The sequence below is a fragment of the Lonsdalea britannica genome (genome assembly GCF_002111595.1).
In the GTDB taxonomy this organism is placed as follows: domain Bacteria; phylum Pseudomonadota; class Gammaproteobacteria; order Enterobacterales; family Enterobacteriaceae; genus Lonsdalea; species Lonsdalea britannica.
This window is the reverse complement of record NZ_LUTN01000004.1, coordinates 183,447-196,072: the sequence shown is the minus strand read 5'-3', so window position 1 is coordinate 196,072 and position 12,626 is coordinate 183,447. Positions and strand designations below refer to the sequence as shown.

11 protein-coding genes, 1 pseudogene and 1 riboswitch are annotated in these 12,626 nt (G+C 52.3%); of the genes and pseudogenes, 4 read left to right on the top strand and 8 right to left on the bottom strand.

All coding sequences use genetic code 11. From position 1 onward, the window contains the following. The first annotated feature begins 109 nt into the window (after positions 1–109). Both AU509_RS05145 and AU509_RS05140 read left to right on the top strand, forming a co-directional pair. Positions 110–790, top strand: coding sequence for a response regulator transcription factor (locus AU509_RS05145; RefSeq protein WP_085652245.1), 681 nt, complete (start codon positions 110–112; stop codon positions 788–790). A gap of 2 nt (positions 791–792) precedes the next feature. Then, positions 793–2,142, top strand: coding sequence for an ATP-binding protein (locus AU509_RS05140; RefSeq protein WP_094117806.1), 1,350 nt, complete (start codon positions 793–795; stop codon positions 2,140–2,142). Positions 2,143–2,587: 445 nt separating this feature from the next. On the opposite strand, the gene crr is transcribed toward AU509_RS05140, so the two are convergent. From crr to cysZ, 5 genes are all read right to left on the bottom strand, one after another. Next, a complete protein-coding gene (gene crr, locus AU509_RS05135) occupies positions 2,588–3,097 on the bottom strand; it encodes a PTS glucose transporter subunit IIA (protein ID WP_085652243.1) in 510 nt (169 codons plus the stop codon). A 40-nt stretch (positions 3,098–3,137) separates the two neighbouring features. Further along, positions 3,138–4,865: a phosphoenolpyruvate-protein phosphotransferase PtsI gene (gene ptsI, locus AU509_RS05130; protein ID WP_085652242.1), complete on the bottom strand. Its 1,728-nt coding sequence runs from the start codon at positions 4,863–4,865 to the stop codon at positions 3,138–3,140. Positions 4,866–4,913: 48 nt separating this feature from the next. After that, complete coding sequence (gene ptsH / locus AU509_RS05125; protein ID WP_026738658.1) at positions 4,914–5,171, bottom strand: phosphocarrier protein Hpr; 258 nt, start codon at positions 5,169–5,171, stop codon at positions 4,914–4,916. Positions 5,172–5,596: 425 nt separating this feature from the next. After that, positions 5,597–6,565, bottom strand: coding sequence for a cysteine synthase A (gene cysK, locus AU509_RS05120; RefSeq protein ID WP_085652241.1), 969 nt, complete (start codon positions 6,563–6,565; stop codon positions 5,597–5,599). 146 nt (positions 6,566–6,711) lie between these two features. After that, positions 6,712–7,482, bottom strand: coding sequence for a sulfate transporter CysZ (cysZ, locus tag AU509_RS05115; protein WP_085652240.1), 771 nt, complete (start codon positions 7,480–7,482; stop codon positions 6,712–6,714). A gap of 220 nt (positions 7,483–7,702) precedes the next feature. On the opposite strand from cysZ, the gene zipA reads away from it, so the two are divergent. Then, complete coding sequence (gene zipA, locus AU509_RS05110; protein ID WP_176223453.1) at positions 7,703–8,605, top strand: cell division protein ZipA; 903 nt, start codon at positions 7,703–7,705, stop codon at positions 8,603–8,605. A gap of 158 nt (positions 8,606–8,763) precedes the next feature. On the opposite strand, the gene ubiK is transcribed toward zipA, so the two are convergent. Then, positions 8,764–9,057 carry a ubiquinone biosynthesis accessory factor UbiK gene (gene ubiK / locus AU509_RS05105; RefSeq protein ID WP_085652239.1) on the bottom strand — a complete coding sequence of 98 codons (294 nt, stop codon included), beginning with the start codon at positions 9,055–9,057 and terminating at the stop codon, positions 8,764–8,766. Between the two features lie 162 nt (positions 9,058–9,219). Continuing rightward, positions 9,220–9,386, top strand: a riboswitch (FMN riboswitch). A gap of 127 nt (positions 9,387–9,513) precedes the next feature. Between ubiK and ribB the strand changes: the two genes are divergently transcribed. Beyond that, a complete protein-coding gene (ribB, locus tag AU509_RS05100; protein WP_085652238.1) occupies positions 9,514–10,167 on the top strand; it encodes a 3,4-dihydroxy-2-butanone-4-phosphate synthase in 654 nt (217 codons plus the stop codon). Between the two features lie 133 nt (positions 10,168–10,300). Here the strand turns inward: ribB and AU509_RS18530 are convergent. Both AU509_RS18530 and fumA read right to left on the bottom strand, forming a co-directional pair. Further along, a pseudogene (locus AU509_RS18530) lies at positions 10,301–10,489 on the bottom strand (hypothetical protein). Positions 10,490–10,900: 411 nt separating this feature from the next. Next, positions 10,901–12,544, bottom strand: coding sequence for a class I fumarate hydratase FumA (gene fumA / locus AU509_RS05090; RefSeq protein WP_094117805.1), 1,644 nt, complete (start codon positions 12,542–12,544; stop codon positions 10,901–10,903). Positions 12,545–12,626 lie beyond the last annotated feature (82 nt).

The following is a 12,626-nucleotide window of genomic DNA, read 5'->3' as shown; positions in this document are numbered from 1 at the left end:
GCCCCACGTCATATTTGTCTAAATGAAAAGTAAGTAATCTGTAAATACAGCTGCGTAAGATACTGGCACACCTGAAAATAGGTTTCATACGAACATACGGGAACATAAGATGAAAATTTTACTGGTAGATGATGATGCCGAACTGGGCAGTATGCTGTGTGAGTACCTCACGGCTGAAGGGTTTAACGCCGAGCAGGTGCTGACCGGTAAAGAGGGCGTTGACGGCGCGATGTCCAATCAGTACACCGCCATGATTCTGGACATCATGCTGCCGGACATGAGCGGGATCGACGTGCTGCGTCAGGTTCGTCGTAGCCAGCAGTTGCCAATCATCATGCTGACGGCGAAAGGCGACAACATTGATCGCGTTATCGGACTGGAAATGGGCGCAGATGATTATGTCCCCAAACCCTGTTACCCGCGGGAATTGGTCGCAAGACTGCGTGCCGTCCTGCGGCGTTATGAAGATAAACCGGAAAAAATCAGCGATACCGGTTCGGTCTCCTACGGCGAACTGACGTTGAACACCTCCACCCGCGACAGCGAATGGCGCGGCGTTTCGTTTGATCTGACGGCCTCCGAGTTCAATCTTCTGGAGCTGCTGATGCGTTCGCCAGACCGTGTGGTGACAAAAGATGAGCTGTCGGAGAAATGTCTGGGGCGCCGCCGCGAAGCGTATGATCGCAGCGTCGACGTTCACATCAGCAATATTCGTCAGAAACTCAGCGCGTTGGAGGGCAGTACCCTGACGATAGAAACGGTGCGCAGCGTCGGCTATCGGATCCGCTAATTATGCAGGGAAGACTCTTCTGGAAGATCCTGGTCGGGCTGTGGCTGACCCTGATTGTGATTTCGCAATTGCTGTGGGTCGGCTTTTCTTTCTACGGTGACCGTAATGAACCGCCTGAGATCAGGTTGGGTAAGCACGTCATCGCCTTACAGATGACGCTGGCGTCCGAGGCTTTGCAACGGGGGGGCGTTTCCGCGCTGGATGAGGAGATGTCGAGCTGGCCGGAGAGCGAACGCGGTTATATTTCTGCCTCTACGCTGGATGATGCCGAGGCGGAGTTACCGCAAGATGATAATACGGAACCGCTGCTGCCGGACGACATGATGGTGGGCGACAAACCAGCGATGGATGAACAGCAGGTGATCGGTCCGGATGGTGAACACTACCTGCTGCGTTTTGATATCGGAGAGCTAAGAAAAGAGTTCCGCTTTGCTCCGCCCGCGCTACAGCGCTATCTGCATATCCCGGGGCCAATATTGTGGATTGGCGCCATCAGCGGGCTATTATTCAGCGCTATGATGGCCTGGAATCTGGCCAGACCGCTGAACCAACTGCGCGCGGGCTTTGGTCAAGTCGCTCAGGGCGACCTCTCTGTGCGATTGCTGCCGGCAATGCGGCGTCGTCATGACGAAATCAGCGAGGTAGCGCGGGACTTCGACTCGATGGTGGAACGTCTCGAAGTGCTGGTGAGCGCGAGGGAGCAACTGCTGCACGACGTGTCGCATGAGCTGCGGTCGCCGTTGGCGCGTCTGCAGTTGGCGATCGGTCTGGCGCGGCAAAACGACAGTCATGTGGAAAGCTGTCTGCAACGTATTGAGCGTGAGGCGGAGCGGATGGACAAGATGATCGGCGAGTTGCTGACCTTGTCGCGTACCGAAAATGCCGCCGTCAATGAGGAGTACTTCGACCTGCTGGGGCTGGTGAATGCCGTCGTTAACGATGCCCGCTATGAAGGGCAGGTGCCGGGCGTGGAGATTATTCTCCACTCCGGAGAATACGAAGATTACACCATCAAAGGTATGGCGGAGTTGATGCGCCGCGCGCTTGATAACATCATCAGAAACGCCCTTCGTTTTTCTTCACAGGGGCAGGCGGTCACCGTCACCTTGAAGCAAAGCGAGCGGGAATGGTCTATCGATGTTGCCGATAGCGGACCGGGAGTAGAGAAGGGCAAACTGTCCAGCATCTTCGATCCGTTCATTCGTATCGACTCTCCACAGTCTGGTAAAGGCTATGGACTGGGGCTGGCGATAGCCCGTAAAGCGGTGCTGGCACACGGTGGTCGTATTGAAGCGATGAATCGGGAGCCGAATGGGCTACTGATTCGTATCAGCCTGCCTCGCTGGAAATAGGGGCGTCCAGAAACGCTATTTGCTGCTGTTTCCTTGCCGCCGTGGCAATCAGTCCCCGCTATTGCTGGGGCTGATTCCTGCCCGCCTCGTTTCTCTGAAATCCAATACTCCCTGATTCTGCTGCCTCGCGGATCCCTTCCCATCGCCGTTTTCTTTCATCTTAATCAAGTGGTCCGATTGAGCGCTAAATGTCACAGGAAGGAGGCTAAGCCTCCGACTGACGGCCGTGTTTTAGACGGCGGAAAAGGAACAGGGGGTATTATCAAATACGATGAAGAGGAGAGGCAGTCGGTAGGCGAAGTAAACGCAGGTTTTGGAGAGCATCAATGAGGTGGGCTCGACTTGCTGGAAATTTTCCTCGGCAAAGACTTTGGCGAGGGGGGGCCTAATCGCAGGCAATAAAAAACGGCGCCTAAGCGCCGTTGATGTATAAACCGAGTCGTTATTACTTCTTGATGCGAATCACCGGCGTTTCGCCGACGACAACAGAACCACTCAGTTTGGTCAGCTCTTTGATTTCATCCATATTGGAGATCACAACGGGCGTCAGTGTAGATTTCGCTTTTTCTTCCAGCAGCGGCAGATCGAATTCGATGATCGTGTCGCCTTTTTTGACGCGTTGGCCTTCTTCAGCGATGCGTTTGAAGCCTTCGCCTTTCAGTTCAACGGTATCAATACCGAAGTGAACGAACAGCTCAATGCCGCTGTCGGATTCGATGGAAAAGGCATGGTTGGTTTCGAAAATTTTCCCGATGGTGCCATCTACCGGAGCAACCATTTTGTTGCCGTTCGGTTTGATAGCAATACCGTCACCGACGATTTTCTCGGCGAAAACAACATCAGGCACATCTTCAATGTTCACGATTTCGCCGGACAACGGGGCGATGATCTCAATGCTGCCGGTATCTTTTTTATCATCAGAAACCAGAGACTTCAGTTTATCGAACAAACCCATGATTCTCTCCTAAGCTTTAATATTGGGCCAGCATGGCGGATCAGCAAAGCGTCTTTTCTTTAATGAACCGGTTTACCAGATTGCTTAACTCTTCCGCCGTCGGTTGGGCTAATGCCTGTTCCGCCAGCGCCTTCGCATCACCGTAATTGGCATTACGGATAATTTTCTTGATACGAGGGATTGAGATGGCGCTCATGCTGAATTCATCCAGACCCATTCCCAATAACAGTAGTGTAGCACGTTCGTCACCGGCGAGCTCACCACACATCCCTGTCCATTTGCCTTCTGCGTGAGAGGCGTCAATCACTTGCTTGATCAGGGTTAAGACTGCCGGGGACATCGGATTGTAGAGATGAGAAATCAGCTCATTACCGCGATCTACAGCCAGAGTATACTGGGTTAAATCGTTTGTCCCAATACTGAAGAAGTCCACTTCTTTAGCCAGATGATGGGCGATCGTGGCTGCGGCAGGTGTTTCCACCATCACGCCGACCTCGATGGATTCATCAAAGGCTTTACCTTCTTCTTTCAGCTGCGCTTTCAGCATTTCCAGTTCAGCTTTCAGCGTACGCACTTCCTCGACGGAAATAATCATCGGGAACATGATACGCAGTTTGCCGAAGGCGGAAGCACGCAGGATTGCGCGCAGCTGAGAATGCAGAATTTCTTTACGGTCCAGACAGATACGGATCGCGCGCCAGCCGAGGAACGGGTTGTCTTCTTTCGGCAGGTTCATGTACGGCAGATCTTTATCGCCGCCGATGTCCATTGTACGAACGATGACTGCCTGAGCGCCCATGGCTTCTGCTACGGCTTTGTACGCCTGGAACTGCTCTTCTTCAGTCGGCAGCGAGTCGCGATCCATAAACAGGAATTCGGTACGGTACAGACCAACGCCTTCCGCGCCGTTACGCTCAGCACCTGCGACGTCGCGCACGGTACCGATGTTGGAGCAGACTTCGACCTGATGTCCGTCCAGCGTGACCGCCGGCAGATCTTTCAGTTTAGCCAGCTCTTGTTTTTCAGAGATGAACTGCTGCTGAACTTCTTTCAGCTTGTCGATGATGTCCTGGCTCGGGTTCTGGTAAATGGTGTTGTTAACGCCATCCAGAATCAGGAAGTCACCGCTTTTAACCTGTTTGGTCGCATCGGACGTACCGACAATCGCGGGCAGTTCAAGAGAACGCGCCATGATGGAGGTGTGAGATGTGCGGCCGCCGATATCGGTGATGAAGCCCAGCACCTTTTTCAGATTCAACTGAGCGGTTTCAGACGGGGTCAGATCGTTAGCAACCAGAATCACTTCGTCCTGAATATCGCCCAGGTCGACAATATTCATGCCGAGAATATTTTTCAGCAGGCGCTTGCCGATGTCACGCATGTCGGCAGCGCGCTCCTTCAGGTATTCGTCATCCAGTTCTTCCAATGCTTTGGCCTGGTTTTCAATAACAGAAGAAGCCGCCGCGTCTGCAGATGCGTGGTCATCTTTAATCAGGGATATGATTTCCTGCTCGAACTCTTCATCTTCCAACAGCATGATGTGACCTTCGAAGATAGCTTCTTTCTCGGGCCCCAGTGTTTCCGCTGCTTTGTTTTTGATCGCTTCCAACTGCTGAGAGGCTTTCGCCCGGCCAGCCAGAAAACGCTCGACTTCCTGATCGACCTGTTCCGCAGTGATTTTTTTCCGGTTGATGACGATCTCATCGTCTTTCAGTAACAGCGCCTTACCAAAAGCAATCCCGGGTGATACTAATATACCTGAAATCATAACCCTACCTTACTTAATACTGATGTGCACTAAAGAGACCGGCTACTGTTACTCAAGCTCAGCCATCAGTTTAACCAGATGTTCAACGGCTTTTTGCTCGTCTTCACCTTCAGCGGAGATCGTGACCACTGTGCCCTGAGTCAAGCCGAGGGTCTGTAATTTGAACAGGCTCTTAGCACTGGCGCTTTTACCGTTGGAGTTGACAGTGATGTCAGAAACAAAGCCTTTAGCTTCTTTAACAAACTGAGCGGCGGGACGGGTGTGGAGGCCATTTGGCGCGGTAATAGTTACTTCTTGCTGGAACATTCGGTTTTCCCCAACTTATTGGATTAGATAAATGTTGTGGAACTAAAGTCTAGTTTATCGACTGAACTTTAGCCTGTTTGGTTAACGCCCTGCGCATGTTACAGGGGCAGGCCGGGATGCGGCAAGGAACGCATAAACATTGCCTTGAATACAATATCAGTAAACCACCCCAAGCGTTTCAACCATTGTCACACAGGTGAATCAGAATACCGTTTGGCAACTCGACTCGCGTTGAGCTCAATCATGAAATTTTCAGGGGTGAAGACGGATATTAATTTCACGCATCAAAATAATTGTCCGGTTAAATACTAAACCTGGGCTGGAAATGCAATCCACCATACTTACAAACTTTGACGTGGCCCACAAAAAAGCACCCCGAAGAGTGCTTTTTGTAACATGCCGATTACTTATCCGAGGCCAAGCCGTTACTGCTGAAGCTCTTGCTCAGTGAAGAGATCGGCGAACAAAGCGGTACTCAGATAACGTTCGCCGGAAGAGGGCAAAATGACCACGATGGTTTTGTCTTTAAAGGCGTCTTCTTTCAACAGGTTAAGTGCTGCGGCGACGGCTGCGCCAGATGAAATTCCCGCCAAGATGCCTTCTTCTTCCATCAAACGACGTGCGGTACTGATAGCATCTTCATTGCTAATACGTTCTACGCGGTCTACCAGTTTGAGATCCAGATTCTCTGGGATGAAACCTGCGCCAATCCCCTGAATCTTGTGGGGACCCGGCTTGATTTCTTCGCCCGCGAGGGCCTGAGTAATAACAGGAGAGTCGACGGGTTCCACCGCGACAGTCGTAATAGCTTTGCCCTGGGTATTTTTAATGTAGCGGCTGACGCCGGTCAATGTACCGCCTGTGCCAACGCCCGCGATGAAAACGTCAACTTCGCCGTCCGTATCGTCCCAGATTTCGGGCCCGGTTGTTTTTTCATGGATTTCCGGGTTCGCGGGGTTACTGAACTGCTGTAGGAGCAGGTAGCGCTGAGGATCGCTGGCGACGATTTCTTCGGCTTTTGCGATCGCGCCCTTCATGCCTTTCGCGCCTTCGGTCAGCACCAGATTGGCGCCTAACGCTTTCAGAAGTTTACGGCGCTCGATGCTCATGGTTTCAGGCATGGTCAGCGTTAATTTATAGCCTCGAGCGGCGGCCACGTAGGCCAGAGCGATACCGGTATTGCCGCTGGTCGGTTCAACCAGTTCTACGCCGGGCTTCAGAACACCGCGTTTCTCCGCATCCCAAATCAGGTTAGAACCAATACGGCATTTAACACTGAAACTAGGGTTGCGAGACTCCACTTTGGCGAGGATGCGTCCATTACCAATGCGATTCAGCCGAACCAGCGGCGTATGGCCGATTGTGAAAGAATTGTCTTCGTAGATCTTGCTCATAGCCCGTCCTTTAAATAGCTGTATGTAATTTTTGTGAACGCTAGAGAGAATACCTTTTCAACACAGCCAGTGAAGTAAGCAATCGCTATATCGTTATGTTCTTAGGAAATATATTTTCATTATTTCCTGTCCCGGTTCCGCGCGGTTTATTTTGCTTTCAACACGTTGGATAAATGCTGGTAACGATCTACCCATAGCGCCGTTGCCCCGCATACAGCGACGGGCATGATGATCAGATTGAGCACTGGGACAATTGTGCACAGGTTGACCAACGCGCCGAACTGCAGGTTGCTGATTTTGTGCTGCCGCAGAGTCTGGCGCATGACCGGGAAGCTGACTTTATGGTTATCGAACGGATAATCGCAATACTGCACCGCTAGCATCCAGGCGCTAAAGATAAACCAGAGGATAGGCGCTACCGTTTGACCGATGCCCGGTACGAAATAGAGTAAAAACAGCACCAGCGCTCGCGGTAAATAATAGCCGAGTTTCTGTACTTCACGTCGCATAATGCGCGGGGTGTCTTTAGCGATGCCCCAGATGCCGCTATCCGGTAGCGCGACGCCGGTTAACCTGGCTTCCAGTTGTTCCGCCAGCAGACCGTTAAACGGCGCCGCGATAAAATTGGTCACTGTGCTAAAAAAGTAGCCAAAGACCAATAGGATGGAAATGACCGCTACAGGCCAGAGCAGATAGCTCAGCCACTGCAGCCAGTTAGGGACATGGCTCATCAATTGAGGAATCCAGCTGTTTAATTGCTGGAACAACCACCAGAAGGCGCCGCCCATCAGCAAAATGTTGACCAGCATCGGCAAGACCACGAATCGACGGATTCCCGGCAGCGAAAGCAATTTCCAGCCTCGCACGAAATAGTGGAAACCGCTGCGAAGGTTCTGGCGTTCTTGGGCGTAAGGCATACTCTTATTCTCATTGTTCTTTGAAGATGGCGGCATCATATCGGGACGATATTGTGCTGGCTAGCCCGTTTTTGCATGAAAAAACAGCAAAAAAGTGCGCACTTGCCATCTTTATTGTCATAAACTGTCGGCCAGACTTGCACTTGTGTACACGGGCAAATACAGTTAGTGATATATGTATATGCCATAGTGGCAATGTATTGGAATAACTGGGATAGCAATGATGCAGGACTTGCGTCTGATATTAATCGTTGTTGGCGCGATCGCTATTATAGCACTGCTGCTGCACGGCCTGTGGACCAGCCGTAAAGAGCGTTCGTCCCTTTTTCGCGATCGTCCTGTGAAGCGTTTGAAGCAGGATCCGGACGAAACGCCTTTCGAAACGCTGGATGAAGGCGTTGGCGAAGTACGGGTTAAGCCCGTGCGCCCTAAAAGTACGCCTCCTGCGGCTCGTCCGACAGCGAGCGTTCAAGGACGCGCGGTGGACGAGCCTCCATTGACGTCTCATGAGCCGGAATCAGCTTCAGGAAATTACGATCCGCTACTGGGCGAAACGAACTCTGCTGAGCCGTCGCGGATTGATGTGGCCGAGCGTGAGCTGGCGGCAGACTCGCATTCCGATTCGGAAACGGTGGCAGAGCGTGAAGCCAAAATGGCCAGCCTGCAGGAAGAGCAAGAAGAATCAGCTCCTGCCAATGACGAGCCAGCGGCTAAAGAAGCGGTTCTGGTGGTTCATGTCGCGGCCCATCAGGGCGGCGTTATCGGCGGCGAATTGCTGTTGCAAAGCGTTCTTCAGTCGGGTTTCCAGTTTGGCGAGATGAATATTTTCCATCGCCACGTGAATCCAGCTGGCGGCGGACCGGTGCTGTTCAGCCTGGCCAATATGGTGAAACCCGGCTCTTTCAATCCTGACGACATGTCTGAGTTTTCGACGCCGGGCGTGTCCATCTTTATGATGGTGCCGTCATATGGTGATGCCAATCAGAACTTCAAACTGATGCTGCAATCAGCGCAGCGTATCGCGGACGATGTTGGTGGCGTGGTGCTGGACGATGAGCGTCGAATGATGACGCCGCAAAAGGTTGAAGTGTATAAGTCACGTATCCGCGAAGTGCTCAACTAACGGTTCAGCGTTGCCGTGTTGGCTAAAAAACACAGTTAAAAGCCTCCGCCTGCGGAGGCTTTTTCTTTGCGTCGGATCTGCCTGGGTCGCATGACAGCCAGTTGTTAGCAGGAAAACTAAACCGACTCTGGTTTCTTTCTCAAGCTTGGGGTGAGCAGCTATTCTTGACCTTGCGCGACCGGCGGCTCTGCTTTGGGTTCTACGGTCGATGCGGATTTGGCTTCCAGTTCGTCCAGTCGCTGTTCCAGTCGCGTCAGCTTTTCACGCGTGCGTAGCAGAACCTGTGTCTGGACATCAAATTCTTCCCGGTTGACGAGATCCAGACGGGATAGCTGCGACTGCAGAACCTGACGGATCTTTTTCTCCATATCCTCGCCAAGTTCCCGAATCCCTTTGGGCATGGATTCGTGCATCTGACGGGCGATTTGCTCTATCTTTTTAGGGTCAATCATGATGATTTTCCTGATGGGTTAGACGGAAAGAGTGCTGCTAATAGCTAAGTGTAATGCCTGCCAGGCATTGTATAAACCTAAACTGCGCCAGCGCAGCGGTTATTGCTCATGAGAGCCCTTATACCCGTTGCCCTGCAAAATCGTTAGCGTTATAGTAAACCCGCTTATTCTCAGGGCGGGGCGTAATTCCCCACCGGCGGTAAACCAGTCCATACAACGTATGAGGTTGGAAGCCCGCGAGCGCTCAGGCTGTCATATTTGGTTTGAGGTCAGCAGATCCGGTGAAATTCCGGGGCCGACGGTTAAAGTCCGGATGGGAGAGAGTAACGGTATCCGTCAGGCTGAGCCTGCCCGCGTTATTTTTTTAGCATTGATCGTATTTCCATGCCTTCGATGCCACTCCTCAAGTTAGCCCTGATTCTGGTAATCCATAGAAAATAGTGAGGGTTTTTTACCATGAATCAGACTTTGCTTTCTCAATACGGTACACCGACTGAACGCGTTGAACGTGCGCTTGAAGCGCTGCGTCAAGGGCGTGGCGTCATGGTGCTTGACGATGAAGATCGTGAAAATGAAGGCGACATGATTTTTTCCGCCGAACATATGACCGTCCAGCAGATGGCGCTGACCATTCGCCACGGCAGTGGGATTGTTTGCCTGTGCCTGACTGACGAGCGCAGACAAAAACTGGAATTGCCGATGATGGTTGAGCACAACTCCAGCCATTATCAAACGGCGTTTACGGTCACAATCGAAGCGGCTGAAGGCGTGACGACCGGCGTATCTGCCGCAGACCGCCTGACCACCGTGCGTGCCGCGACGGCCGACGATGCCCGCGCCAGCGATCTGAATCGCCCCGGTCACGTTTTCCCTTTGCGTGCTCAGCCTGGCGGCGTACTGGTTCGCGGTGGCCATACTGAAGCGACAGTCGATTTGATGACGCTGGCGGGTCTAAAGCCGTTTGGGGTGCTATGCGAGCTGACTAATGACGACGGTTCCATGGCGCGCGCGCCGGAGGTGATCGCCTTTGGTCAGCAGCACGATATGCCGGTTCTGACTATCGAAGATCTGGTGGCTTACCGCAAAGCGACCGAGCTGAAAGCCAGCTAATCGCGTCTGTGCTATGCCGGGGCGGGTCCCCGGCAGTGTCTTCAATGTGGTTTGCGACCGAGCAGCGTGGCGAAACGCAGTTTGATATGCTTCTCATCCGCACCCATTTTATGCAACTCCCCGAATCCCGATGCTATTTCACCATCTCCCATACTTCGTCATGGCGGCGTAGTTCTTCCTCTTTAAACGTCAATGAAAAGGGCTGAGGGCAGGAATAATCATCGGTCGACATCGTTGCGACAATCAGGTTTTATCCCCTGTCGACAGTATACTGCTGCATATTCCGAATAATGGCCGGAATGAGGTAACGATCGATAAGCATAAACACGACGGTCGACAAAATCATATCGCGGCATCATCAATGTCGGCGAGATTGATATCATGCTCACTGGCCCGAATATCGCCGAGATGTTCTTGCTCGAAGGTGGTCGGTTGCGTCTGACAATATGCCATTCCGGCGTTTGCGTGTCGCATTTCAATGCGTTCATAGTGATCTCAATTACATAGCGAATTCCCCATGACATCGGGGGGGATACATTGAAAAATATAAAGTTGCATTTTGAATGCGTTAATTGATTGGGTTGTGAATAAGGCCGGAAGAAAGAGTGTCAAAACAAGGGAGAGGAAGGTGAGAGAAGGAAAGGAAGCAATAAGCGCTAAAAGATGAATAAGGGGAAGCAAGACGCTTCCCCCCGAAATGCCTGACCTGTCTCAGCGTCAGGATAAAGTACTATCAGCCGCAGCGATTACAGGCTTTAGCTTGAATCTGCTGGAAGAAATCGTTGCCCTTGTCATCCACCAAGATGAATGCCGGGAAATTCTCTACTTCGATCTTCCAAATCGCTTCCATACCCAGTTCTGGGTATTCGACGCAGGTCAGGCTTTTAATGCTGTTTTGCGCAAGGATTGCGGCAGGACCGCCAATGCTGCCGAGGTAGAAACCACCGTGTTTTTTACACGCGTCAGTGACCTGTTGGCTACGGTTGCCTTTGGCCAGCATGATCTTGCTGCCGCCGTGAGACTGCAGCAGGTCGACGTAGGAGTCCATACGACCCGCGGTGGTTGGCCCCAAAGAACCGGAGGCGTAGCCAGTCGGTGTTTTGGCCGGGCCTGCGTAGTAAATTGGATGGTCTTTAACGTACTGAGGCAGGCCTTCGCCGTTGTCGATACGTTCTTTCAGCTTAGCATGAGCAATATCACGTCCTACGATGATCGTACCGGTCAGAGACAGGCGCGTAGAGACCGGATACTGAGACAGTTCGGTGAGGATGTCATCCATCGGCCGGTTAAGGTCGATGCGGACCGCTTCGCCTTCGCCAGCCTGACGCAGATGTGCCGGGATGTATTTGCCTGGATTCTGCTCCAGCTGTTCCAGCCAAATACCGTCGCGGTTGATTTTGCCTTTGATGTTACGGTCTGCGGAGCAAGATACGCCCATACCGACCGGACATGATGCGCCGTGGCGCGGAAGACGAATCACGCGAATGTCATGCGCGAAGTATTTACCGCCGAATTGTGCGCCAAGACCCAGATTACGGGCTTCTTCCAACAATTCCTGCTCCAGCGCGGTGTCACGGAAAGCCTGACCGTGTTCGTTGCCTTCAGTCGGTAGTTCATCGTAGTAGTGCGTGGAGGCCAGCTTGACCGTTTTCAGGGTGGTTTCCGCTGAAGTGCCGCCGATGACGAAAGCAATGTGATACGGCGGGCAAGCTGCGGTGCCCAGCGTGCGCATTTTTTCTACCAGAAAGTTTTTCAGTTTTCCTGGGGCCAGTAGCGCTTTGGTTTCCTGATACAGGTAGGTTTTGTTGGCAGAGCCGCCGCCCTTGGTGACGAACAGGAACTTGTACTCTTCGCCTTCCGTGCTGTAGAGATCGATCTGCGCCGGCAGGTTAGTTCCGGTGTTAACCTCTTTATACATGTCCAACGGTGCGTTCTGGGAATAGCGCAGGTTGTCTTCGATAAAGGTGTTGTAAACGCCATGCGACAGCGCTTCCGCATCGTTGACACCGGTCCAGACGTTCTGGCCTTTCTTGCCGACAATGATTGCGGTTCCGGTATCCTGACAGGTCGGCAAAATGCCCTTGGCGGCGATTTCCGAGTTGCGCAGGAATTGCAGTGCGACATATTTGTCGTTTTCACTCGCTTCCGGATCGCTCAGGATATCGGCGACCTGCTGCTGGTGGTCGGGACGCAACATGAACGAAGCATCGTGGAAGGCTTGCTGTGCGAGCAGCGTCAGTCCTTCCGGCGCGATTTTCAGCATGTCCTGACCGTCGAACTGCGTGACGGAAACATAGTCCTTGGAAAGCAAACGATACTCGGTTTTATCTTTACCGAGGGGAAAAGGCTCTTGGTAATGAAAAGTTTTATTCGACATTGGTTTCTCACTTAAGGCCGTATAGTTTATGAATTCATTCAGTTTTATCGCCCTGGCGGCGTGTTTTGCGCAGTCTTTATCA

Excerpts from the sequence above, each read along its gene's own strand:
- AU509_RS05140 (WP_094117806.1), top strand. The coding sequence starts at position 793 with ATGCAGGGAAGACTCTTCTGGAAGATCCTGGTCGGGCTGTGGCTGACC.
- zipA (WP_176223453.1), top strand. The coding sequence starts at position 7,703 with ATGATGCAGGACTTGCGTCTGATATTAATCGTTGTTGGCGCGATCGCT.
- ptsH (WP_026738658.1), bottom strand. The coding sequence starts at position 5,171 with ATGTTCCAGCAAGAAGTAACTATTACCGCGCCAAATGGCCTCCACACC.
- ubiK (WP_085652239.1), bottom strand. The coding sequence starts at position 9,057 with ATGATTGACCCTAAAAAGATAGAGCAAATCGCCCGTCAGATGCACGAA.
- cysK (WP_085652241.1), bottom strand. The coding sequence starts at position 6,565 with ATGAGCAAGATCTACGAAGACAATTCTTTCACAATCGGCCATACGCCG.
- AU509_RS05145 (WP_085652245.1), top strand. The coding sequence starts at position 110 with ATGAAAATTTTACTGGTAGATGATGATGCCGAACTGGGCAGTATGCTG.
- cysZ (WP_085652240.1), bottom strand. The coding sequence starts at position 7,482 with ATGCCTTACGCCCAAGAACGCCAGAACCTTCGCAGCGGTTTCCACTAT.
- crr (WP_085652243.1), bottom strand. The coding sequence starts at position 3,097 with ATGGGTTTGTTCGATAAACTGAAGTCTCTGGTTTCTGATGATAAAAAA.
- ribB (WP_085652238.1), top strand. The coding sequence starts at position 9,514 with ATGAATCAGACTTTGCTTTCTCAATACGGTACACCGACTGAACGCGTT.
- fumA (WP_094117805.1), bottom strand. The coding sequence starts at position 12,544 with ATGTCGAATAAAACTTTTCATTACCAAGAGCCTTTTCCCCTCGGTAAA.
- ptsI (WP_085652242.1), bottom strand. The coding sequence starts at position 4,865 with ATGATTTCAGGTATATTAGTATCACCCGGGATTGCTTTTGGTAAGGCG.